Source organism: Allobosea lathyri (assembly GCF_900108245.1).
GTDB lineage: Bacteria > Pseudomonadota > Alphaproteobacteria > Rhizobiales > Beijerinckiaceae > Allobosea > Allobosea lathyri.
This window is the reverse complement of sequence record NZ_FNUY01000022.1, coordinates 19,613-39,249: the sequence shown is the minus strand read 5'-3', so window position 1 is coordinate 39,249 and position 19,637 is coordinate 19,613. Positions and strand designations below refer to the sequence as shown.

Below are 19,637 nucleotides of genomic sequence, written 5' to 3'. Positions count from 1 at the left end.
TGGCTCAAACGTAGAGCCGCTCGCCTTCCAGGCCCTTGTAGAGGCCGGCGACCTGCTCGGCATAGCCGTTGAACAGCTGCGTTGGCTGGCGCTCGCGCGTGCCCAGCACCTGCTCGCTCGCCTGGCTCCAGCGCGGATGCGGCACCGCCGGGTTCACATTTGCCCAGAAGCCGTATTCCGAAGCCTGCAGCCCCTCCCAGAACGTCTTGGGACGCTCGGCGACGAAGCTGATCTTGGTGACGGATTTCACTGATTTGAAGCCGTATTTCCACGGCGTGATCAGGCGGATCGGCGCGCCATGCTGGGTCGGCGTCGGCTTGCCATAGATGCCCGTGACCAGCAGCGGCAGTTCGTTGGTGGCCTCGGCGATGGTCAGCCCCTCCGTATAGGGCCAGGGGTACCAGCGCTGCGACTGGCCGGGCGCCACGCGTGGATTCATGAAGGTCTCGAAGCGGATGTATTTCGCAGCCGAGAGCGGCTTGGCGAAGGCCACGAAATCCTTCAGCGGAATGCCGGTCCAGGGCACGGCCATGGCCCAGGCCTCGACGCAGCGGAAGCGGTAGAGCCGCTCTTCCAGCGGCAGCTTGCGCACGAGATCGTCGATGCCGATCTCGAAGGGCTTTTCGACCATGCCGTCGACGGTGATCGTCCAGGGCCGTGTGACCAGCTTCTTGGAGGCGGCAGCGACATCCTTGGAGGTGCCGAACTCGTAGAAATTATTGTAGTTCGCCGCGAGGTCCTGCTCCGTGATCGGACGGTCGAGCGTGTAGGCCGCGTTGCGCTTCGCCGGATAGAGATCGAGCGACGGGTCGGGCGGCGCTTGTGCCCCTGCGGTCTGCGGCAATGCCGCGCTTGCGATCAACCCGACGCCAGCGCCCAGCAGGCTGCGGCGATTCAGGAAGGCGGCTTCCGGCGTAGCCTGGCTTTCGGGCATTTCCCAGCCAGGGCGATTCTTGATCAGCATCGGACGGACATGCTCCGTTTGAGATGCCGGGATGGTGCGCACGGTCTCCCGTCCCGCGCAATTCACGAGGGGGAGAGGTGCTGTCCTGCGTGGGACGCACAGGCTTCAGCAGTGACGAGCAAGCTTCAGCTATGATAGAAAAACTCCGCAAGCAATCGGACCGGGATTCCCGCGCGACCAGCGGTGAAATGTCTGACGCCGCGGCAATTTGTTCCAAAAATCCCGTTTTCCGCAAATTGGTTCTCGAACGAGAACGCGTACAGGTCCAGGGAGCATTCAGATGAGCAGGTTCAACGTCTTTGCCAGCACGGCATTTGCTGCCACGCTGCTCGTCCAGGCACAGGTCGCGCAGGCAGACATCGTCATCGGCCTTGTTGCGCCCTTGACGGGCTCGGTGGCTGCCTATGGCGATCAGGTCCGCAACGGCGCCGAAGCGGCGGTCGAAACCATCAACAAGGCCGGCGGCATCCTGGGCGAGAAGGTCGTGCTGAAGCTAGCCGATGACGCAGGCGATCCCAAGCAGGGTGTGTCCGCCGCCAATCTGCTGGTGGGCGAAAACGTCCGTTTCGCCGTCGGTCCCGTGACCTCCGGCGTCGCCATGGCGGTGTCGGACGTCTTCGCCGAAAGCGGCGTGCTGATGGTGACCCCGACGGCCACCGCGCCCGCCCTCACCAACCGCGGCCTGAGCAACGTCCTGCGCACCTGCGGTCGCGACGACCAGCAGGCCGACGTCGCCGCGAACTATGTCCTCAAGACCCTCAAGGACAAGCGGATCGCCGTCGTCCATGACAAGGGCACCTATGGCAAGGGCCTGGCCGACGCCTTCAAGAAGACGATCAATGCCGGCGGCCTGAACGAGGTGCTCTATCTCTCGCTGAACCCCGGCGAAAAGGACCTCTCGGCCGTCATCACCCGGATCAAGTCCAGCAATGTCGATGTGATCTATTTCGGCGGTTACCATCCCGAAGGCGGGCTTCTCGCCCGTCAGCTGCGCGACGCCAATGTCAAAGCCACCATCATCGGCGGCGAGGGCCTGTCCAATACCGAGTATTGGGCGATCGCCGATCAGACCGGCGCGGGAACCCTGTTCACCAACGCCACCGACGCGCTGAAGAACCCGGATTCAGCGGCGGCTGTCGCAGTCCTGAAGGCCAAGGGCATCCCGCCGGAAGCTTTCACGCTGAATGCCTATGCCGCCGTCGAGGTGCTCAAGGCCGGTATCGAGCGCGTCGGCAAGGCCGACAAATCCGCCCCCGTCGCGGCAGCGCTCAAATCCGGCGCGCCGATCACGACCGCCATCGGCAAGCTGTCCTACGGCAAGACCGGCGACCTGAGCTCGCCGAGCTTCTCCCTGTTCAAATGGGAGGACGGCAAGATCGTCGCGGTGGACTGACGGCGGAGCATGTTCGAGCGCAATAAAAAGGCGACCGGCGCGAAGCCGGTCGCCTTTGTTGTTAGACCCCGAGCTTGGCCTCAGCCGCGCGCTTCGAGCGCCTTGACGATCGCCGCGCCCATCTCGCTGGTCGAGACCGCGTTGGCGCCATCAGCCGCGATGTCCTTGGTGCGCGTACCGGAGCCGAGCACATCGGCGATCGCGCCTTCCAGCCTGTCGGCGGCCTCGATCGCGCCAAACGAGTAGCGCAGCGCCATGGCAAAGGAGCCGATCATCGCGATCGGGTTCGCAAGGCCCTTGCCGGCGATGTCGGGAGCCGAGCCATGGACCGGCTCATAGAGCGCCTTGCGCTTGCCGGTGGCGGCATCTTCGGCGCCCAGCGAGGCCGAGGGCAGCATGCCCAGCGATCCCGTCAGCATCGCCGCCACGTCGGAAAGGATGTCGCCGAACAGGTTGTCGGTGACGATCACGTCATACTGCTTGGGCCAGCGCACCAGCTGCATGGCGCAGTTGTCGGCCAGCACATGCTCCAGCTCGACGTCCGCGTAGTCCTTGGCGTGCAGCGCCGTGACCGTCTGCTTCCAGAGCACGCCGGTCTTCATGACATTGTGCTTCTCGGCCGAGGAGACCTTGTTGCGGCGGGTACGGGCCAGTTCGAAGGCGACGCGGCAGATCCGGTCGATCTCCGGCGTGGTGTAAACCTGCGTATCGATGCCACGCTTGGAACCGTCCTCCAGCGTGACGATCTCCTTGGGCTCGCCGAAATAGACACCGCCGGTGAGCTCGCGCACGATCAGGATGTCGAGCCCTTCGACGACCTCGGGCTTGAGCGAGGAGGCCGAGGCCAGCGCCGGATAGCAGATCGCGGGGCGCAGATTGGCGAACAGGCCGAGATCCTTGCGCAGGCGCAGCAGCCCGGCCTCGGGGCGGTGCTGATAGGGCACATCGGCCCATTTCGGCCCGCCGACCGCGCCGAACAGCACGGCGTCGGCGTCCTGAGCGAGCTTCATGTCGCCTTCGGAGATCGCCTGCTTATGCGCATCGTAAGCGCAGCCACCCACAAGCCCCTTCTCGATCGCGAAGGAAGCAAGACCCTGCTTCTCGAACCAGGACACCACGGTCTCGACCTGGCCCATCACTTCGGGGCCGATGCCGTCGCCGGGCAGGAGCAGGAGCTTGTGAGTTGCCATGGGGTCGCCTCGCGCGTGGTTTTCTGCGGTTGTTGCGCGGGTGATTAAGCGGCTGGAGCGCGACGCGCAAGCGTTGGACGAGCGGGGCATAGGCAAGCTCAACGCAGAACCCCTCTCCTGTAAGGAGAGGGGAAGGGGTGAGGTGTCGGCCGCTGGACCAGCGGGCGACCAACCTCACCGCAACGGTTGGAGCTTGATGATTTGATCTGGAAGAGCGCCGTCATCCCGGACAAGCGGCTTTAGCCGCGCAGATCCGGCATCCATCATGGGGAGCCGAGCTCTACGATGGATCCCGGGTCGACCTGCGGTCGCCCAGGATGACGGCGCGTTTCCACGTAAAATCATCGCACCCAGGCGACGGCCAAGACGTCCAACGGCCGACCCCTCACCCTGCCCGCTCCCTCCGGGAGAGGGTCCCCGCGCGCTTCCTCCCGGGCTACGGCGTCCCTCCTCAGGCCTTCTTCTCCATGTTCCAGAAAAACTGCACCGGCGAGAGCACCATGCCGGTCAGGCTCTTGCGATAGGCCATGGGCTGCTGCACCAGACCGGCCGGCACGTAAGGAACCGTCTCGAAGGCGCGGGTCTCGATCGCCGCTGCGAGCGCCTTCTGCTTGGCGACGTCGGGCTCCGCGATCCACTGGTCGCGCAGGCCCTCCAGCGCCGGATCGTCGGGCCAGCCGAACCAGGCCGAGCCGCCATTGGCGCGCACCAGCGGATGCAGCGCCGGATTGAGCGTGTCGGCGCAGGACCACAGCGTGTGGAAGGCCGACCAGCCGCCCTGTTCCGGCAGGCCGCGATTGGCCCGCCGGCCGATGAAGCTCGCCCAGTCGGTCGCCACGAGTTCGGCGTTCATGCCGAGCTTCTTGAACAGATCTTCCGTCACCAGACACTGCTGATAGGCGATCGGCTGATCGGCCGGGGCAAGCAGGATGATCTTCTCGCCCTTGTAGCCGGCCTCCTTGAGCATGGCCTTGGCTTTCTCGATATTGGCCTGCATCGCCGCCGCCCCGCCCGCGCCGCTCGACATCGGCGAGCCCGGCGTGAAGAAGGTCTTGGCCTCCTGATAGTAGTCCTTGCTGCCGACGACGGCCTCCATGTAGTCGGTCTGGTTGACCGCCATCATTACGGCGCGCCGGATGCCCGGATTGTTGAAGGGCGGCTGCATCTGGTTGAAGCGCATCAGCAGGAACAGCCCGAGCGGGACGTTCTCGATCTGGATGTCCTTATTGCCCTTGAGCACCGGCAGCAGGTCGACCGGCGGCTGCTCGTACCAGTCGACCTCGCCCTGCATCAGCGCGCCGACGGCAGCCGGAGCCTCGGTGAGCGGCAGCCACTCGATGCGGTCGATCCTGGCGACCTTGCCGCCTGCCGCCCAGGACGGCGCCTCCTCGCGCGGCTTGTATGCCGCGAAACGCTCGTAGATCGCGTTCTGGCCGGGCACCCACTGCTTGTCCATGAACCGCCAGGGGCCTGAACCCACAGCCTCGGTGATGTTCTTGAGATGGTCGGTCATCGCCACCCGTTCGGGCATGATGAACGGCACGTTGGAGGAGAGCTTGCCGAGCGCCGCCGTCATCATCGGGAAGGGCTTCTTCAAGCGGATCGCGAATGTCCGCTGATCGACCACGTCATAGCCATCGACGAAGGTCGCGAAGGTCTGGCCGAAGGCGTCGCGCTTCGACCAGCGCGCGATCGAGGCGATGCAATCCTGCGCGCGGACGGGCTCGTTGTCATGGAATGTCAGCCCGTCGCGCAGACGGAAGCTCCATTTCAGACCGTCCGGCGCCGTCTCCCAGGCCTCGACCATCTGCGGCTTGATCTGGAACTGCGCATCGGTTGCAAACAGCGTATCATATATCAGATAGCCGTGATTGCGGATGACGTAGCTGGTCGCAGTGATCGGGTCGATCGACGGCAGCGGCGTCGACGGAATAAAACGCAGAGTGCTCGCCCTGCCCTGCGAAAAGGCACGGTTCGGCATGAAAGCGGAGGAGGCGAGCGCCGCCGTCCCCTTCAGCATCGTGCGGCGATCGATCGGCATGGCGTCTGCTCCTGCTGTTGCTGAGGTCAAGGACCGCAGCAACTCAAGCAAGAGATATACCAGACGTCAACCACCCCGATGGGCGGATCGTCGGCCGGAGATCAGGCGGAAGGGTCGACAGTCAGCAGCCGCGCCGTGACTTCGATCTCGACCTTCATCTCGGGCTTGAGCAGCCCTGCGACGATATACATGCCCGCAGCCGGGCGGATGGTCGAGAAAACCTCGCCACAGACGGTCAGGACCGGCTCGCAATAGCTGCGGTCGATGACGAAATATTGCGCCCGCACCACCTTCGAGAGCGCCGATCCGGCCTCCGTCAGCACGGCGTCGATCGTACGGAAGATATTCCGCGCCTGTTCGGCAGGGTCTTCCGGCAGGGTCATGGTGACATAGTCGTAGCCGGTGGTGCCGGAGACGAAGACGAGGTCGCCGTCGATCACCGCACGCGAATAGCCGAAGGCGGTCTCAAAAGGCGAGCCGGTGGAGATCAGTCGGCGTGTCATACTGTTTGCTCCGGCAGTTTGAGGTGGTCATCCCGGCCGAAGCGCAGCGCAGAGCCGGGATCCATTCCCGAACTTCAGTCGACGGGGCTCAGGAATGGATTCCGGGTCTCCCTGCGGTCGCCCGGAATGACGATTGGGGGCCGAAGAAACTAGACTTGCCCGCCCTTGAGCGCCCGCAGCACCTTCTCGCCGGGCCGCCCGGTCTGCGGCATGCCGATCTTGCCCTCGATCTGCTTGATGGCGGCGCGCGTCAGCGCCCCGACCGCGCCGTCGGGCTCGCCGACATCGAAGCCGCGCGCGATCAGCAGGCGCTGCAATTCGCGGCGCTGCTCACGCGAGAGCGGCAGATCGTCGGTCGGCCAGTCCCCCTGTACGCCGGGCCGGCCACGGATGCGGTCGGACAGGAGCGAGATCGCCAGGGCGTAGGAATCGGCGCCGTTATAGCTGTAGGCGGCGTCATAGTTCTTGAAGACGAGGAAGGCCGGGCCGTTGCGGCCCGCCGGCATCAGCAACCCGGCATTGCCTGTCCCTGAGAGCGACGAACCGTCGAACTTGACGATGCCGCGCCCAGCCCAGCTCGAGACCGGCTGCTTCGGATTACGCCCGGTCGGGCCGGAATAGCCCCCGGGCACGCGCACCTCGTAACCCCAGGTCGCGCCGGTGACCCAGCCGGCCTTGGCCATGAAATTCGCCGTCGAATGCAGCGCGTCGGGAATGGAATCGACCAGATCGCGCCGGCCATCGCCATCGCCGTCGACGGCAAGCCTGAGATAGGTCGAGGGAATGAACTGGGTGTGGCCAAAGGCTCCGGCCCAGGAGCCGAACAGCCGATCGGCGCGCACATCGCCCCGCTGGATGATCTGCAGGGTGGCAATCAGTTCGCCTCGGAAGAAGGCGTTGCGGCGCGGCGCCAGACAGGCGCCCGTCGAGAGCGCCTGCACCAGCGGCATCTTGCCCCGCGCCTTGCCGAAATCGCTCTCGACACCCCAGACTGCAACGATGGTATGGCGATCGACGCCGAAGCGGCTCTCGGCGGCGGCCAGCGTCGAGGCGTGCTGGCGCAGCATGGCGCGGCCTTCCGCGACCTTCTCGTCATCGACGAGCGTGCCCAGATAATCCCAGATCGGAGTCTTGAACTCCGGCTGGTTGTTCATCGCCTCGATCACCTTCATGTCGGGCGTGACGCCCGCCATCGCCCGATCGAAAGTCGCGGCCGAAACTCCCTTCTCGGCAGCCGCCGAGCGCAGCCCCGACAGGCAGGACTGGAAATCGCCCTGGGCCTGGGCGGCCGAGGCGAGAATGACGAGGGGCAAGGCCAATGTGAGTGCGCGCATGGGTCTCCACCGAATCGGAAAGGTAGAGCGAAACTAGGGCGAGGCGGTTAACGGAGGTTAACCATGGCATTTTCCGCCCTGCTGCGCAGCGTCGCACCCAGCCTGCGACTTTCATCCACCGTCATCGCCGCCGCCCGCTTTCAGGAACTTGCGGCGCCCTCTAGGGTTCGCTCGAGCCCACCGGAACAGATCCATGCCAGCGCCGACGATTGCCCATGTCCTCCCGATCGCGATGCTGATCGGCTCAAACATCTTCATGACCTTCGCCTGGTACGGGCATCTCAGCTACAAGAGCACGGCGATCTGGCTCGCCATTTTCGTCAGCTGGATGATCGCGGCACCCGAATACATGCTCGCCGTGCCGGCCAACCGCATCGGCTCGGCCGTCTATTCCGCCGCCGAGCTCAAGACGATGCAGGAGGTCATCACTCTCACCGTCTTCGCCGGTTTCTCGGTGTTCTGGCTAAAGGAATCGCTGACCTGGAACCACGCCATCGGCTTCACGCTGATCGCGGCCGGCGCGTTCTTCATCTTCCAGGCCAAAACCTGATCGTCCAGGCGAACACGTGAGCAGACACGACAGCGGCACAAGCGGGCAGGATACAGGCTTGAACACCCCGGATATCGGCAAGAACCTCCCCTCGCCCGGCCATCCCGCCGTCGCAGCCTATCTCGCGGATGGCTATGACAGCGTCGTCGGCATGTCCTCGCGCTTTGCCGCGGCGATCTGCGCAAGGCTGTTGCGTCTGCAGACCGAGGAGGGCGTGCACGGCCCCATCGCGGAGATCGGCGCCTTCGAGGGCCGCTTCTTCATCGCGCTCGCCCATGCGCTGGAGCCCGGAGAACTGGCGCTCGCCATCGACATCTTCTCCTGGCCCAACCCGGAGGTGAAGGATCGTTTCGAGGCCAATTGTTTCCGGCACGGCATCAACCCCGGCCAGCGCGTCACCATCAAGGGCGATGCGGGCGCAATGAGGCCGAGCGATCTCATCGGCCATGCCGGTGGGCGCAAGCTGCGCTTCGTCCATATCGATGGCGAGCATTCCCGCGCAGCTCTTGCGAAGGACCTCGCGCTCGCCACGGCCTGCCTCGACGAGGGCGGCATGATCGTGCTCGACGACATGCTCCACCCCGGCTACCCCACGCTGATGGTGGCGGTTCAGCACTATCTCGACGCCAATCCCGAGATCGTCCCGCTGTGCATAATCGACCGCGAGACGATTGTCGGCGCGGCCAAATTCGTGCTTTGCCAGCGCCGCTGGTTCGAGCGCTATCAGACCCGGATGCTGGCTATCTTCAAGGACCAGATCTGGCCGCTCGGTGCGGATTTCGAGCCGCATTGGTGCCTTGTGCTGTCGCAGGACACGCGGCTGGCGCAAATCACCTGACCTCCTGAGCCGAATACGACGAATTTGCCTCTAGCCAACACTTGCCTTGAAGAGAGAACCTGCCTTGAGAACGATGGCATTGATCGCCGGCTGCCTTGCCGTCCTGTCGACCCAGGCCTCCGCCGGCCCCACCTGCAGCCCCAGCGATGACAGCGCCCGCATCCTCTCCGCGGCCTCGCGCAACGCCGTCCACCGTGACTGGCGCGGCGGAAAGCATGTCGGCTACGGCTGGTCGCTGCAGGTCGACAAGAGCACCCGCGACGCGACCGGAACCTCGTATTACGTCGGCGATCTCTACGCCGCCGATGGAAGCCTGAGCCAGCGCAACGTCTTCGTCATCGAGAACGAATGGGATTGCGGGCCGTAGCGCTCTCATTCCCCGCGATTCCCCGTCATTGCGAGCGCAGCGAAGCAATCCAGGGGGGACGTCGAGCTCTGCCGCTCTGGATTGCTTCGCTGCGCTCGCAATGACGGCTCGCGGTCGTTTCGACTAACGCGCCGGCCGCACCCGCAGCACTTTCCCGTCCGCCGCGTCGCTGAGCAGATAGAGGAACCCGTCCGGCCCCTGCCGGACGTCGCGGATGCGCTCGCCCAGAGTGGTCAGCAGGCGCTCCTCCCCAGTCACTGTCTCGCCTTGCGTCGACAGCCGGATCAGCATCTGCCCGGCGAGCGCGCCGACAAAGAGCGAGTTCTTCCAGGCCGGCCAGACCGGCCCCGTATAGAAGGCCGCGCCCGAGGGCGCGATCGAAGGGTCCCAATAGAATAGCGGCTGCTCCATGCCGGCCTTGGTGGTGCCCTCGCCGATCTTGGCGCCGGAATAGTCGATGCCATAGGTAACGACCGGCCAGCCATAGTTCAGCCCGGCCTTGGGCGTGTTGACCTCGTCGCCGCCGCGCGCGCCGTGCTCGGCCGTCCACAGCTGGCCGGTATCGGGGTGGAGCGCGGCGCCCTGGACATTGCGATGGCCGATCGACCAGATTTCCGTTTGCCAGCCCTGCTTCTTCGGATTGTCGGCGGGGGCGCCGCCTTCGGGGCGAATGCGAATGACCTTGCCGATATGATTGGCCGGGTTCTGCGCCTGGTCGCGCTGGCTGTAGCGATCGCCCACCGTGACGAACAGAGCCCCCGTCCGGTCGAAGACCAGCCGCGAGCCGAAATGCATGTTGCTGTTGATCGTCGGCATCTGCCGGAAGATCACGCTCATGCCTTCGAGCGCAGTGCCGCGCTCGTTCAGCCGGGCGCGGGCGACGCTGGTGCCGTTGCCGCCGGCCCGCGGCTCGGCAAAAGAGAGATAGATCAGGCGGTTCTGTGCGAAATTCGGGTCGAGCGTGACATCGAGCAAGCCGCCCTGCCCGCGCCCGGTCACGCTGGGCACCCCGGTAATCGGGGCTGAAAGCTTGCCGTCGCCCGCCACCAGCCTGAGGCGGCCGGGGCGCTCGGTTACCAGCATGCGCCCGTCCGGCAGGAAGGCGAGACCCCAGGGATTCTCAAGCCCGCTCGCGACCGTCTCGACTGCGAGATCGCCCACGCTGGACGGGAAGCGCTGCTGGGCGGAAGCCGGCGACATCGCCGCCGGCAGAGACAGAAACGCGCCGAGTGCCGGCGCGAGAAGGGATCGATGCATCGCGGTCTCCTGATCTGCCATTCGAGATGTCAGATAGGAAAGAACCGCGCCGATGACCAAGCCTTAGCGTCGCGCTCACGCCGAAGTGAGCGCCGACGGTCGGATGAAGCCGCTATTCCGGCTTCACGCCCGCATCCGCGATGATCTGCTTCCAGGTCGCGATCTCCTGGAGATGATAGGGCCGGAACGCGGCTGGGTCGCGCACCTTCAGCGTAAAGCCGAGCTTCAGGATCGCTTCGGTGATCGCAGGCTTGGCGATCGAGGCGATGATCGCCCGCGACAGCGTGTCCAGAACCGGCGCAGGCGTCGCGGCCGGTGCGAAGAACGCCGCCCAGGAATCGGCGTCGGCATTGCTCACGCCCTGCTCGCGCAGAGTGGGGATGTCCTTGGCGCGCGGATTGCGCTCCGGGCTGGCGAGCCCCAGCGCGCGCAGGGTGCCGGCATTGATCTGCTCCAGCACGCTCGGCAGGGTCGAGTTCGCGATATCGATGCGCCCGCCGATGATCTCCTGCACCAGCGGCGCCGCGCCGCGGAACGGCACATGCGTCATCTTGATGCCCGTGCGCTGCATGAACAGCTCCATGGCGAGATGCGAGCCTGATCCGACGCCGGTCGAGCCATAGTTGAGCTTGCCGGGATCGGCCTTGGCCAGCGCGATCAGCTCCTTGATGTTCTTGGCCGGCAGGTCGTTGCGCACGACGAAGGCATGCTCGAAGGCGCCTACGCCGGCCAGCGGCTCGAAATCCTTGACGGCGTCGTAGCCCGGATCCTTCAGCAGGAACATGTTGTTGCCGTGCGTCTGGTTGTTGCCGAAGATGATGGTGTAGCCATCGGCCGCGCCATGGGCGACGGCACGCGTCCCGACCGCGCCAGAGGCGCCGGCACGGTTGTCGACCAGCACATTCTGGCCGATCGAGGTCGAGAGGTCCTGCGCGACGAAGCGCGCGATCGCGTCGGTCGGCCCGCCCGCCGGATACGGCACGACCAGCGTAATCGGCTTCGAGGGGAAGGCCTGGGCCCGCACGATGGACGGAGCGAAGACGGCGCCGGCCATCAGGCCGAGCGCGGAGCGGCGGGTCAACGACATGAAATTCCTCCCAGCGGCCCGAATTGGAAACGGGCTTTGCCGTGGCAGATTTACGGACAAAGGCGCCATGCGTCCAGCGGCGGTTCCGCCTGCCCGGAAAGCTGTAGCCTCACGACAACGACAGGACGGGGAGAGAACGCAAATGAGCATTCGCATCGAGCGCGATGGCAGGGTCGCAACCGTGATCCACAGCCGCATCGAGGCGCGCAACGCCATGGACCCCGCCAGCGCGGAGGCCCTGACCGAGGCCTTCCTGATGCTCGATGCCGATCCCGACATCTCGGCCATCGTGTTCTGGGGCGAAGGCGGCGCCTTCTGCGCCGGCTGGGACCTGAAATACGCGCAGGCCTTCACCGACCCCTCGCGTTTCGAGCGCGAGATCGTCGCCGGGCTGGCCTTTCCAGAAGATGGCACCGCGCCGCCACGCGGGCCCATGGGGCCGTCGCGGCTGGAGATGAGCAAGCCACTGATCGCCGCAGTCGAAGGCCCCGCCGTTGCCGGCGGCATGGAACTCGCGCTCTGGTGCGATGTTCGCGTCATGGCGGAAGATGCCTATTTCGGCGTCTACTGCCGGCGCTGGGGCATCCCGCTGATCGATGGCGGCACGGTGCGCCTGCCGCGTCTCGTCGGCCAGGGCCGCGCGCTGGAGATCATCATGACCGGCCGCAAGGTGGCCGCCGACGAGGCCCTGCGCATCGGCCTGTGCGAAAAGGTCGTGCCCCATGGCGAGGCTCGCGCCGCCGCCGAGACGATGGCCCAGGAGATCGCCCGCTTCCCGCAAGGCGCGATGCTGGCCGACAGGCGCAGCGCCATCGCCGGACACGGCCTGCCCGTGCGCGAGGCGTTGGCGCGCGAATGGATCGACGGGGTCCGGACGATCGCCACGGAGGGAGCAGCGGGAGCCGGACGCTTCGCCAGCGGCAAGGGGCGCGGCGGCGATTTCGGGGATATTTAAATCGTCATTGTGAGCGGAGCGAAGCAATCCAGGGGGCGTCGAGCGCGCGGCTCTGGATTGCTTCGCTCCGCTCGCAATGACGGTCAGGCTCCAAACCCCGCCCGCTTCAGGCGCTGGATCGACAGGTCGAGAGCCTGCAGGAAGGCCGAGCGGTCCTTCACCGAGAACGGCTTGGGACCGCCGCTCGCGGCGCCCATCGCGCGCAGGTCCTCCATCATGTCCCGCGTCGCCAGCGCCATCCCGATGGAGGCCTCGGTGAAGGGCTTGCCTGTCGACCCGATGACGTCGGCTCCCGCCTTGATGCAGCGATCGGCCAGCGGAATGTCGGAGGTGATGACGATGTCCCCGCGCGAGACCCGCTCGGCGATCCAGTTATCGGCCGCGTCGAAACCGTCGGAGACGATCACGCGCTCGATCCAGGGCTCGCGCGGCACGGCCATGAAGCTGTTGGCGACGATGAAGACCTTGAGGCGATGGCGCTCGGCGACGCGATAGATCTCCGGCTTCACCGGACAGGCGTCGGCATCGACATAGATCGCGATCGGTTTTGACGGTTCCATCGTCATAGCGCATCGCAGGGACGGCGCGGTTGCGCAAGTCGCAGACAAACCGGGGAGACAAACCCGAAAAGCAAACGCCCGGTACAACTGGAAAACGCCTGAAGAAAGCGCGTGCGCCGGCTCTGGCTCTGTCCTAGGCTCAGCTCCTGCTTCGACATGACGAGTCCCGGCCTTCCGTCGGGCCGGCCGCGGCAGGCGAAAGCCGGCAAGCCATGATCGAACCCGCACCTAGATCGCCAATCACCGCAGAGACAGGCTCGTCTGCAGTCTAGCTCGCGCGTGGGGACCACCGAGGCTCGCACCCGCGACCCTCCAGAAAAAGGAGCCGGATCATGTCGAAAGAACAACGCAGCAATCGCGAAGCCAAGAAGCCCAAGAAGGACAAGCCGAAGGTCTCGGCCGCCGCGCCATCGACCTTCGCGGCCGTCGTCGCCAAGGCAGCCGCTCCGAAGAAGAAATAAGCGGGCCGCTCAGTCGCGCTCGCACAGCCCACAGGACGCATGATGATACGCTTCAAGACGATCGAGCCGGAGCCGGCGGCAAAGCCAGCCAAGGCGCCCGCAGCCGCTGCGCCGGCCGCACCGCCTCGGGAGCAGGCTCAGCCGATTGAGGGCGAGGCAACCGACGAGGCCCAACCCGGCGCAACCCCGCCCGGCGCGACCAAGCCGAAAGGCTTGGCCCGCAAGACGCCGCTGCGGGCCAAGAAGCCTGAAACCGCGCGGTTGTTCGAAGGCTAGAGCGACGCTGGAGCGTGGGTGCTTGGAACCCGGTGTTTGGACCGGGCGTTTGGCCTGGAAAAACGTCATCCTGGGCGACCGCAGGTCGACCCGGGATCCATCGTAGAGCTCTGTTCCCTACGATGGATCCCGGATCTGCGCGGCTTTGCCGCTTGTCCAGGATGACGCGGTGGCTCCGAGCTTGAGACCGCACATGCGGTGGCAGCACACGCCGGCGCGAAGGCCGCACGCTAGACCTCCTCGACCACCTCATCGGTCCAGACCCTGAAGCTCGTCAGCGTGTTGGGGCCGAAGGTGGTGGCGATGGCGACATCGGCCGCGTCCCGGCCGCGCGCGATCAGCACGCGGCCGATGCGCGGCACGTTGTTGCGCGGATCGAACATCTGCCAGCCGCCGTCGAGATAGGCCTCGAAAGAGGCCGCGAAATCGCCCGGCGCCCAGGGTGGCGGCGTGCCGACATCGCCGAGATAGCAGGTGCAGTAACGCGCCGGAATGTTCATCGCCCGGCAGAAAGCGATGGCGAGATGGGCATAGTCGCGGCAGACTCCGCGCCCTTCCGCATAGGCGTCCGACGCCGTGCGCGTCACGCTGGCGTCGTTGTAGTTGAAAGCGATGCGCTGGTGCACGAAGTCGCAGATCGCCTGCACGCGCGGCGCGCCGGGCTGGGTCTGGCCGAAGAGTTGCCAGGCGAGATCGAGCAGGCGGTCGCTGTCGCAGAACCGGCTGGCCAGCAGGAAGACGATGCATTCCTCCGGCAGATTCTCGACCGGCACCTGCCCCGCGCTCCGGTTGAAGCTTTCCGGCAAGCCACTATCGGAAATGATCGCGTCGGCGGTGATGCGCATATGCCCCTGCGGCGCGAGCAGGCGGCTGCACCAGTTGCCGAAACCGTCGCGATAGGCGCTGACCGGGACCGAGGGTGTAATGCGGATGTGATCGGGCATCGCAAGGTCGGAAACCCGGCTGAAATGCACGTTCAGCATCAGGATGACCGGGGTCGGTTGCGGAAAGTCGTAGTCGAGCTCGTAGCCGATCCTGAGTTTCACACGGTTCCTTCCGCGCGGCGATTGCGCGCTGGTGATGGGTGGCCCCTCAGCCTGTCGGCCCACCATGCACGTTTCCGGCCAAGGCGATATGGCCGCAGCCTTACGCGAGCGCGCCGTCAATTCATGTCGCTTCTGCGAATGATCAAGCACTCTTGCTTGCGGTGCCGGCGCTTGGGTCCTAAACCACGCGCGCGCCCGTTCCGGCGCCATCCTTGTCCGCCCCTCCGGAGATCAGTCCCATGGCCTTTCTTGCCGACGCCCTGAAGCGCGTGAAGCCGTCTGCGACCATCACCATCACGCAGAAGGCGCGCGATCTGAAAGCACAGGGCAAGGACGTGATCTCGCTCTCCGTCGGCGAGCCCGATTTCGATACGCCCGATAACATCAAGCAGGCGGCCATCGCGGCGATCAATCGCGGCGAGACGAAGTACACGCCGGTCTCCGGCATCCCGCAGCTGCGCGAGGCGATCACCCGCAAGCTGAAGCGCGAGAACGGCCTCGACTACAAGCCGAGCCAGACCATCGTCTCGACCGGCGGCAAGCATGTCATCTACAACGCGCTGCTCGCCACGCTGAACCCCGGCGATGAAGTCATCTGCGTCGCGCCCTATTGGGTCAGCTATCCCGAGATGGTGGCGCTGTGCGGGGGTACGGCGACCTTCGCCCATACCCGCATCGAGAACGAGTTCAAGCTGCAGCCCGAAGAGCTCGAGCGCGCCATCACCCCGAAGACGAAATGGGTCATCCTGAACTCACCGTCGAACCCGTCGGGCGCCGCCTACAGCCATGCCGAGATGAAGAAGCTGACGGACGTGCTGATGCGCCACCCCCATGTCTGGGTGTTGACCGACGACATGTACGAGCACCTCGTCTATGGCGACTTCCAGTTCGTCACGCCGGCCCAGGTCGAGCCCGGCCTCTACGAGCGCACGCTGACCATGAACGGCGTCTCGAAGTCCTATGCCATGACCGGCTGGCGCATCGGCTACGCGGCCGGCCCGCAGCATCTGATGAACGCCATGGACCTGGTCCAGGGCCAGCAGACCTCGGGCACCTCGGCGATCTCGCAATGGGCCGCCGTCGAGGCGCTGGATGGCACGCAGGAGCACATCCCGGTCTTCCGCAAGGCCTTCGAGCGTCGTCGCGACCTCGTCGTCTCCATGCTGAACCAGACGCGCGGACTGGTCTGCCCCAAGCCGGAAGGCGCCTTCTACGTCTATCCCGACTGCTCGGCCCTGATCGGCAAGAAGCTGCCCAACGGCAAGACGATCGAGACCGACGAGGATCTCGTCATGGGCCTGCTGGAAGACGAGGCGGTCGCGGCCGTGCACGGTTCGTCCTTCGGGCTCGGCCCCAACTTCCGCATCTCCTACGCGACGTCCGACGAGAAGCTGGAAGAGGCCTGCCGCCGCATCCAGCGCTTCTGCGCCGAACTGCGCTGAAACCGGCCTTGGGCGGCGCGACCGATCTGCGCCGCCGCGCGCTCCTGCTGGCCGCACTCGCCTTCTTGGCGCAGCCGGCGACAGCGCAGATCGCTTCGCTCTCTCCGCGCGAAGCCTATGAGGGTGCCCGTTCCGGCACCCTTTTTCTTGTCGACATCCGCACGCCCGACGAATGGGCCGACACCGGCGTGCCCCAGGGCGCGGAAAAGCTCGATGCGGACGGATCGGGCTTCGAGGTCAGGCTTGCGGGCCTGCGGCTGGATCATCCGGCCAGGCGCATCGCGCTCATCGACCGCACCGGCTCGCTCAGCGCCGCGATCCGCCAGAAATTCGCCGGCAGAAGCTGGCGCGACCTCGTCGTGGTGCGTGGGGGAATGCTGGGCAGTCCCGGCGAAAAGGGCTGGCTTGCAGAGGGTCTGCCGGTGACGCCCTACCCTTGAGAGTGCGCTGTATTATCTCGGAAACACGCCGTCATCCTGGGCGCAGCGAAGCGGAGACCCTGGATGACGGCGTGGTTCCGAGCATGAACAGCCCCTCTAGCCTTTTCCCCTCGGGGGAGAAGGATTGAGCAGGTCCGGCCGCCGTTCACGCGTGATCGCCTCGGCCTGCTCGCGCCGCCATTTGGCGATGCGGGCGTGATCGCCCGAGAGCAGGGCTTCGGGCAAGCCCCGGCCCTCCCATTCGCGCGGCCGGGTATATTGCGGATATTCGAGCAGCCCGTTCTCGAAACTCTCGTCCTGGCCGGACGCGACCTTGCCCATCACGCCGGGGATCAGCCGCACGCAGGCATCGAGCAGGACGAAGGCGGCCATCTCGCCGCCCGACAGAATATAGTCGCCGACCGAAACCTCGATCAGGTTGCGGCCCTCGATCACCCGCTCGTCGACACCCTCGAAGCGGCCGCAGACAATGACGACACCTTCGCTGGCGACGAATTCTCGCACCAAGGCCTGGTCGAGGCGGCGGCCACGAGGCGACATCAACAGGCGCGGCCGGGTGTCTTCAGCGGGGACTGCGGCGTCGATCGCCGCGGCCAGCACGTCGCAGCGCAGCACCATGCCGGCACCGCCGCCAGCCGGATTGTCGTCGACATTGCGATGGCGGCCGATGCCATGGTCGCGGATCTGATGGGTGTCGAGCGACCACAACCCGCGACGCAAACCCTCCCCCGCCAGCGAAGCGCCGAGCGGGCCGGGAAACATCTCAGGATAGAGCGTCAGGATCGAGGCGTGGAAAGCCATCGCTGAACCTTACAAGGGTGGCAGGGAAACGCGCCGTCATCCTGGCCGTAGCGAAGCGGAGTGCCGGGATCCATCGTAAAGCGCGGCGCCCTACGATGGATCCCGGATCTGCGCCGCTTCGCGGCTTGTCCAGGATGACCCAGCGGGTTTCCGAAAGCAGTGACTAATCGAAGCGCAGCGCGGGCAGCCCGTCCAGCGCGGCGAAATCCTTTGCGCTCGCGATGACGTTGTCGAACGCAGCGAACTCCTGCGCGCCCAGCATGCTCAAGATAGCAACCGCGCGCATGCCGGCGCGGCGGGCGGCCTCGATGCCGTTGGGGGCGTCCTCAAAGACGACGCAGGCCTCGGGCGCGACCTTCATGCGTTCGGCAGCCCCCAGGAACAGGTCCGGGTTGGGCTTGCCGCGAAAGCCCTGCGATGGTGCGATGATCGTGGCAAAACGCGACCGCAGGCCCAGCGTGTCGAGCACGACGTCGATATTGCCGGGCGGCGCCGCCGTGGCGACAGCCATGGGGATTCCCGCCGCATCGGCCCGCGCCATCAGGTCGAGAAGGCCGATCATGGGTTTGACATGAGGCGCGTATTCCCGCCGGTAGAACAGCTCCTTCTCCTTGCCCAGCGCCTCGATCTCGGCCGGCGTCGCATGGGGAAAGAGAGGGCCGATGATCTCGCCCACCGCCATGCCGGCGGTGTGCAGGAAGAACCTGTCGCGATCGAAAGGCAGCCCATGCGTCACATGCAGATGCTCCCAGGCATCCTCATGGAAGCGCATATTGTCGACGATCGTGCCGTCCATATCGAAGATCAGGGCACGGACAGGCGCTTCACTTGTCATCATCGGCCTCGAAAAGTCCGGCGGGCGGCTCGGCCTCGATCCGCCGTGCCGCGATATCGATGCGCGGCGCGAAGGCCTTGGTGAACGGCATCAGGACCGAGCGGCCATCGGGCAGCTTGATGTCCAGAAGGTCGCCCGCACCGTAATTGGCGACCGTGGTGACGGTGCCGAGCACCACGCCATCGGGCCCGACGACCGCACAGCCGACAAGGTCGGCCTGCAGGAACTCGTCCTCGTCCTCGGTCTCCGGCAGCTTGTCGCGCTCGATGAAGAGCTGCACGCCGGCCAGCGATTCGGCGCCCTCGCGGCTGGTCACGCCCTTGATTCGGGCGACGACCACTTCCTTGGCGGCGCGCGCCTCGGCGATCTCGAAGCGCCTGCCCCTCTCGTCGAGGAGCGGGCCGTAATCGGCGATCGCCAGCGGGTCGCCGGTGAAGGCCTTGATGCGGACTTCGCCCTTGATGCCATGGGGAGCGCCGATGACGCCGAGCAGAACGAGATTGTCAGACGTCATGACAGCAACGCCGCGCAACCACGGACTCTCCCGTCATGCTCGCCCCTGTGGCGAGCATCCACGTCTTGACCACCGCACGCGACGAGCGAAGCCGTGGATGGTCGGGACAAGCCCGACCATGACGAATTGCGTCGCGCGTCAGCAAGCTCACGCCTCGGCTTCGGCCGGGGCAGCGCTCTTGGCGGCGTTCTTCTCGGCGCGCTCCTTGGCCTTCTCGCCGGGAACAGCCTTGTTGGGGTTGTTGCGGGCGGGACGCTTGGCGAGGCCGGCGGCGTCGAGGAAACGCAGCACGCGGTCGGTCGGCTGGGCGCCCTTGGCGAGCCAGTCCTTGGCCTTCTCGAGGTCGAGCACGACGCGATCCGGCGCATCCTTCGCCTTCATCGGATCATAGGAGCCGATCTTCTCGATGAAGCGGCCATCGCGCGGCGCGCGGGCATCGGCAACCACGATGCGGTAATAGGGGCGCTTCTTGGCGCCGCCACGGGTCAGGCGGATCTTGAGGGACATCGTCGTCTTTCCTTTTAAACTTCGTTTTCGGTTTTCAATTTGGCGATCGCTGCTGCCAGCTCCGCCTCTCCTTGCATCGGCGTCGACTTGAACACTTCAAAGTCGATGCTTCCGTCCTCACAGACATCGATCTCCCACTTCTCTCCGGGAGGATTCGCCACGATCGAAATCGCGTCGTCCCGGTAGATCGTGGGCGAGTGATCGATACCCGCATCTTCCAAGGCCTGCTGGATCGACCAGATCCTGGCCAGCATCTCCGCGGCGCTGAAACTCATG

At 65.7% G+C, this 19,637-nt stretch carries 23 protein-coding genes; 9 read left to right on the top strand and 14 right to left on the bottom strand.

Annotated features, from left to right (window positions below; genetic code table 11):
• Positions 1-4: 4 nt before the first annotated feature.
• Positions 5-964, bottom strand: a complete 960-nt coding sequence (gene msrP, locus C4S73_RS27490) for a protein-methionine-sulfoxide reductase catalytic subunit MsrP (protein WP_103875776.1) — start codon at positions 962-964, stop codon at positions 5-7.
• Between the two features lie 280 nt (positions 965-1,244).
• Here msrP and C4S73_RS27485 point away from each other — a divergent pair, with 280 nt between their 5' ends.
• The gene (locus C4S73_RS27485) at positions 1,245-2,357 is read left to right on the top strand and encodes a branched-chain amino acid ABC transporter substrate-binding protein (RefSeq protein WP_103875775.1); all 1,113 of its coding nucleotides are present in this window, start codon (positions 1,245-1,247) and stop codon (positions 2,355-2,357) included.
• Positions 2,358-2,437: 80 nt separating this feature from the next.
• Here C4S73_RS27485 and leuB read toward each other — a convergent pair whose 3' ends face one another.
• From leuB to C4S73_RS27465, 4 genes are all read right to left on the bottom strand, one after another.
• Positions 2,438-3,547, bottom strand: coding sequence for a 3-isopropylmalate dehydrogenase (gene leuB / locus C4S73_RS27480; protein ID WP_103875774.1), 1,110 nt, complete (start codon positions 3,545-3,547; stop codon positions 2,438-2,440).
• A gap of 451 nt (positions 3,548-3,998) precedes the next feature.
• Positions 3,999-5,588, bottom strand: coding sequence for an ABC transporter substrate-binding protein (locus C4S73_RS27475; protein ID WP_103875773.1), 1,590 nt, complete (start codon positions 5,586-5,588; stop codon positions 3,999-4,001).
• Between the two features lie 101 nt (positions 5,589-5,689).
• Positions 5,690-6,091 (bottom strand): RidA family protein, encoded by a 402-nt coding sequence (locus C4S73_RS27470; protein WP_103875772.1) that lies wholly within the window; start codon positions 6,089-6,091, stop codon positions 5,690-5,692.
• 149 nt (positions 6,092-6,240) lie between these two features.
• A complete protein-coding gene (locus C4S73_RS27465) occupies positions 6,241-7,425 on the bottom strand; it encodes a lytic murein transglycosylase (RefSeq protein WP_103875771.1) in 1,185 nt (394 codons plus the stop codon).
• 193 nt (positions 7,426-7,618) lie between these two features.
• Between C4S73_RS27465 and C4S73_RS27460 the strand changes: the two genes are divergently transcribed.
• The 3 genes from C4S73_RS27460 to C4S73_RS27450 all read left to right on the top strand — a co-directional run bounded on the left by C4S73_RS27460 (position 7,619) and on the right by C4S73_RS27450 (position 9,180).
• The gene (locus C4S73_RS27460) at positions 7,619-7,975 is read left to right on the top strand and encodes a DMT family protein (RefSeq protein WP_103875770.1); all 357 of its coding nucleotides are present in this window, start codon (positions 7,619-7,621) and stop codon (positions 7,973-7,975) included.
• Positions 7,976-8,033: 58 nt separating this feature from the next.
• The gene (locus C4S73_RS27455) at positions 8,034-8,813 is read left to right on the top strand and encodes a class I SAM-dependent methyltransferase (RefSeq protein ID WP_146071528.1); all 780 of its coding nucleotides are present in this window, start codon (positions 8,034-8,036) and stop codon (positions 8,811-8,813) included.
• 73 nt (positions 8,814-8,886) lie between these two features.
• A complete protein-coding gene (locus C4S73_RS27450) occupies positions 8,887-9,180 on the top strand; it encodes a hypothetical protein (RefSeq protein WP_103875768.1) in 294 nt (97 codons plus the stop codon).
• A gap of 123 nt (positions 9,181-9,303) precedes the next feature.
• Here the strand turns inward: C4S73_RS27450 and C4S73_RS27445 are convergent, their stop codons facing one another.
• Together C4S73_RS27445 and C4S73_RS27440 are read right to left on the bottom strand one after the other, a co-directional pair.
• A complete protein-coding gene (locus C4S73_RS27445) occupies positions 9,304-10,437 on the bottom strand; it encodes a PQQ-dependent sugar dehydrogenase (RefSeq protein WP_200828114.1) in 1,134 nt (377 codons plus the stop codon).
• A 112-nt stretch (positions 10,438-10,549) separates the two neighbouring features.
• Positions 10,550-11,524: a Bug family tripartite tricarboxylate transporter substrate binding protein gene (locus C4S73_RS27440; RefSeq protein ID WP_160115925.1), complete on the bottom strand. Its 975-nt coding sequence runs from the start codon at positions 11,522-11,524 to the stop codon at positions 10,550-10,552.
• 142 nt (positions 11,525-11,666) lie between these two features.
• Between C4S73_RS27440 and C4S73_RS27435 the strand changes: the two genes are divergently transcribed.
• Positions 11,667-12,479, top strand: coding sequence for a crotonase/enoyl-CoA hydratase family protein (locus C4S73_RS27435; RefSeq protein ID WP_103875766.1), 813 nt, complete (start codon positions 11,667-11,669; stop codon positions 12,477-12,479).
• 83 nt (positions 12,480-12,562) lie between these two features.
• Here C4S73_RS27435 and C4S73_RS27430 read toward each other — a convergent pair whose 3' ends face one another.
• Complete coding sequence (locus C4S73_RS27430) at positions 12,563-13,039, bottom strand: YaiI/YqxD family protein (RefSeq protein WP_425290383.1); 477 nt, start codon at positions 13,037-13,039, stop codon at positions 12,563-12,565.
• 332 nt (positions 13,040-13,371) lie between these two features.
• Between C4S73_RS27430 and C4S73_RS28975 the strand changes: the two genes are divergently transcribed.
• Both C4S73_RS28975 and C4S73_RS27425 read left to right on the top strand, forming a co-directional pair.
• Positions 13,372-13,500 (top strand): hypothetical protein, encoded by a 129-nt coding sequence (locus tag C4S73_RS28975; protein WP_280177623.1) that lies wholly within the window; start codon positions 13,372-13,374, stop codon positions 13,498-13,500.
• Between the two features lie 42 nt (positions 13,501-13,542).
• Positions 13,543-13,776, top strand: coding sequence for a hypothetical protein (locus tag C4S73_RS27425; protein ID WP_146071527.1), 234 nt, complete (start codon positions 13,543-13,545; stop codon positions 13,774-13,776).
• A 230-nt stretch (positions 13,777-14,006) separates the two neighbouring features.
• Here C4S73_RS27425 and C4S73_RS27420 read toward each other — a convergent pair whose 3' ends face one another.
• A complete protein-coding gene (locus C4S73_RS27420) occupies positions 14,007-14,822 on the bottom strand; it encodes a transglutaminase-like domain-containing protein (RefSeq protein WP_103875763.1) in 816 nt (271 codons plus the stop codon).
• Positions 14,823-15,061: 239 nt separating this feature from the next.
• Between C4S73_RS27420 and C4S73_RS27415 the strand changes: the two genes are divergently transcribed.
• Together C4S73_RS27415 and C4S73_RS27410 are read left to right on the top strand one after the other, a co-directional pair.
• Positions 15,062-16,264 (top strand): pyridoxal phosphate-dependent aminotransferase, encoded by a 1,203-nt coding sequence (locus tag C4S73_RS27415; RefSeq protein WP_103875762.1) that lies wholly within the window; start codon positions 15,062-15,064, stop codon positions 16,262-16,264.
• An 8-nt stretch (positions 16,265-16,272) separates the two neighbouring features.
• On the top strand, positions 16,273-16,704 hold the full coding sequence (locus C4S73_RS27410; RefSeq protein ID WP_103875761.1) for a rhodanese-like domain-containing protein: 432 nt from the start codon (positions 16,273-16,275) through the stop codon (positions 16,702-16,704).
• A 96-nt stretch (positions 16,705-16,800) separates the two neighbouring features.
• Here C4S73_RS27410 and trmD read toward each other — a convergent pair whose 3' ends face one another.
• The 5 genes from trmD to C4S73_RS27385 all read right to left on the bottom strand — a co-directional run bounded on the left by trmD (position 16,801) and on the right by C4S73_RS27385 (position 19,636).
• On the bottom strand, positions 16,801-17,505 hold the full coding sequence (trmD, locus tag C4S73_RS27405) for a tRNA (guanosine(37)-N1)-methyltransferase TrmD (protein WP_103875760.1): 705 nt from the start codon (positions 17,503-17,505) through the stop codon (positions 16,801-16,803).
• Between the two features lie 163 nt (positions 17,506-17,668).
• Positions 17,669-18,340, bottom strand: coding sequence for an HAD family hydrolase (locus C4S73_RS27400; RefSeq protein WP_103875786.1), 672 nt, complete (start codon positions 18,338-18,340; stop codon positions 17,669-17,671).
• The gene (gene rimM, locus C4S73_RS27395) at positions 18,330-18,854 is read right to left on the bottom strand and encodes a ribosome maturation factor RimM (protein WP_103875759.1); all 525 of its coding nucleotides are present in this window, start codon (positions 18,852-18,854) and stop codon (positions 18,330-18,332) included. Before rimM ends, C4S73_RS27400 begins: the two co-directional genes overlap by 11 nt.
• A gap of 147 nt (positions 18,855-19,001) precedes the next feature.
• Positions 19,002-19,361, bottom strand: a complete 360-nt coding sequence (rpsP, locus tag C4S73_RS27390) for a 30S ribosomal protein S16 (RefSeq protein WP_103875758.1) — start codon at positions 19,359-19,361, stop codon at positions 19,002-19,004.
• A 14-nt stretch (positions 19,362-19,375) separates the two neighbouring features.
• On the bottom strand, positions 19,376-19,636 hold the full coding sequence (locus tag C4S73_RS27385) for a hypothetical protein (RefSeq protein WP_146071526.1): 261 nt from the start codon (positions 19,634-19,636) through the stop codon (positions 19,376-19,378).
• Position 19,637: the final 1 nt, after the last annotated feature.

What these genes read in the sequence shown, in the direction of transcription:
- msrP (WP_103875776.1), bottom strand. Translation starts at nt 964, where the DNA reads ATGCTGATCAAGAATCGCCCTGGCTGGGAAATGCCCGAAAGCCAGGCT.
- C4S73_RS27485 (WP_103875775.1), top strand. Translation starts at nt 1,245, where the DNA reads ATGAGCAGGTTCAACGTCTTTGCCAGCACGGCATTTGCTGCCACGCTG.
- leuB (WP_103875774.1), bottom strand. Translation starts at nt 3,547, where the DNA reads ATGGCAACTCACAAGCTCCTGCTCCTGCCCGGCGACGGCATCGGCCCC.
- C4S73_RS27475 (WP_103875773.1), bottom strand. Translation starts at nt 5,588, where the DNA reads ATGCCGATCGATCGCCGCACGATGCTGAAGGGGACGGCGGCGCTCGCC.
- C4S73_RS27470 (WP_103875772.1), bottom strand. Translation starts at nt 6,091, where the DNA reads ATGACACGCCGACTGATCTCCACCGGCTCGCCTTTTGAGACCGCCTTC.
- C4S73_RS27465 (WP_103875771.1), bottom strand. Translation starts at nt 7,425, where the DNA reads ATGCGCGCACTCACATTGGCCTTGCCCCTCGTCATTCTCGCCTCGGCC.
- C4S73_RS27460 (WP_103875770.1), top strand. Translation starts at nt 7,619, where the DNA reads ATGCCAGCGCCGACGATTGCCCATGTCCTCCCGATCGCGATGCTGATC.
- C4S73_RS27450 (WP_103875768.1), top strand. Translation starts at nt 8,887, where the DNA reads ATGGCATTGATCGCCGGCTGCCTTGCCGTCCTGTCGACCCAGGCCTCC.
- C4S73_RS27445 (WP_200828114.1), bottom strand. Translation starts at nt 10,437, where the DNA reads ATGCATCGATCCCTTCTCGCGCCGGCACTCGGCGCGTTTCTGTCTCTG.
- C4S73_RS27440 (WP_160115925.1), bottom strand. Translation starts at nt 11,524, where the DNA reads ATGTCGTTGACCCGCCGCTCCGCGCTCGGCCTGATGGCCGGCGCCGTC.
- C4S73_RS27435 (WP_103875766.1), top strand. Translation starts at nt 11,667, where the DNA reads ATGAGCATTCGCATCGAGCGCGATGGCAGGGTCGCAACCGTGATCCAC.
- C4S73_RS27430 (WP_425290383.1), bottom strand. Translation starts at nt 13,039, where the DNA reads ATGGAACCGTCAAAACCGATCGCGATCTATGTCGATGCCGACGCCTGT.
- C4S73_RS28975 (WP_280177623.1), top strand. Translation starts at nt 13,372, where the DNA reads ATGTCGAAAGAACAACGCAGCAATCGCGAAGCCAAGAAGCCCAAGAAG.
- C4S73_RS27425 (WP_146071527.1), top strand. Translation starts at nt 13,543, where the DNA reads ATGATACGCTTCAAGACGATCGAGCCGGAGCCGGCGGCAAAGCCAGCC.
- C4S73_RS27415 (WP_103875762.1), top strand. Translation starts at nt 15,062, where the DNA reads ATGGCCTTTCTTGCCGACGCCCTGAAGCGCGTGAAGCCGTCTGCGACC.
- trmD (WP_103875760.1), bottom strand. Translation starts at nt 17,505, where the DNA reads ATGGCTTTCCACGCCTCGATCCTGACGCTCTATCCTGAGATGTTTCCC.
- C4S73_RS27400 (WP_103875786.1), bottom strand. Translation starts at nt 18,340, where the DNA reads ATGACAAGTGAAGCGCCTGTCCGTGCCCTGATCTTCGATATGGACGGC.
- rimM (WP_103875759.1), bottom strand. Translation starts at nt 18,854, where the DNA reads ATGACGTCTGACAATCTCGTTCTGCTCGGCGTCATCGGCGCTCCCCAT.
- rpsP (WP_103875758.1), bottom strand. Translation starts at nt 19,361, where the DNA reads ATGTCCCTCAAGATCCGCCTGACCCGTGGCGGCGCCAAGAAGCGCCCC.
- C4S73_RS27385 (WP_146071526.1), bottom strand. Translation starts at nt 19,636, where the DNA reads ATGAGTTTCAGCGCCGCGGAGATGCTGGCCAGGATCTGGTCGATCCAG.